This is a genomic window from Vibrio sp. Y176 (assembly GCF_033438945.1).
On the sequence record NZ_JAWOQS010000189.1, the window covers coordinates 1 to 927 of the forward strand.

At 47.2% G+C, this 927-nt stretch carries 2 protein-coding genes and 1 pseudogene; all 3 read right to left on the reverse strand.

Annotated features, from left to right (window positions below; translation table 11 throughout):
- On the reverse strand, positions 1 to 355 hold a 355-nt coding region (locus tag R7O13_RS25000; RefSeq protein ID WP_318304961.1), incomplete at its 3' end, for an ABC transporter substrate-binding protein.
- A gap of 27 nt (positions 356 to 382) precedes the next feature.
- Positions 383 to 796: an ExbD/TolR family protein gene (locus R7O13_RS25005; protein WP_025552017.1), complete on the reverse strand. Its 414-nt coding sequence runs from the start codon at positions 794 to 796 to the stop codon at positions 383 to 385.
- Positions 793 to 927, reverse strand: a pseudogene (locus R7O13_RS25010) (MotA/TolQ/ExbB proton channel family protein); the annotation flags it as partial. The gene R7O13_RS25005 and the pseudogene R7O13_RS25010, both read right to left, overlap by 4 nt.

Here is a 927-nt window from a genome sequence, read left to right on the forward strand (position 1 = left end):
TATTGACTATCTCGACATCCACACCTGCCGACTTTAGTTGATTTAAGGTGGTAGTTGGTCCCATCTCATCAGAGCCAATTAACTTGGGTGGGCTCAGTGCCAACAACCCCTCTGCTGAAAGTCGGCGATGATACCCAACGTCGGGTAACTCCATGCCTTGCGGCAAAGTACTGGTTACATCAACGGCGACCAAGCTGTCTTTCGCATCGAGCGCAAGTAATAGTTCGGTAACGGCGCTGCCCGCACTGACGACGCGTTCTGAGGTTGGGGCGTTGTTGGCAAAAAGGTTCGTGCTTGCAAGTAACAGAGCGGCAGCAGTCAACGCTGTGCGCACTGGTGATAATGTGTTCTTCATGAAAATGTTCTCAGTTTTATGTTCTTGTTATGGCGACTCTTCAGTGAGCAATTGAGTCGCCTGAATTCCGTTTTCTTGCAAAAAGCCAAGAAGCTGAACAAGTGATTGAATATTGGCTGTTTTTTCTGCACCAATCACAATAGGTTTATCGGTTGATTTACTCTCTTCTAGCAGCGCGAGAGTGAAGTTTTCCCAATCGATGTACGTTTGTCCGTTGATCGCCCAATAAGGCTCATCCTTGAGGATATTAACGGTAATCGACTGCTTATCGACCTCAGCAACGGCCTGAGAGTCGGCGCTTGGCAGCGCGACATCTAATGAATCGAGTTTGACTGCGGCGGTAAGCATCAAGAAAACCATCACAATAAAAATGATGTCTAACAGCGGTGTTAAATCTGGTGTTAAGCCGTTGCGGTTATTGTCCTGTGGTACTTTGATCATGAAGCTTTCGCCTCAGCCGTTTTGGTGATACTTGCCGTTGTTTTTGTTTTTTCTGGAGACACGTGCTGCAGGGAAATGCCTTCAAGCCACAAATTCACGTAGTTGAGAGTATGCTCAAGTTTGGCGAGTAC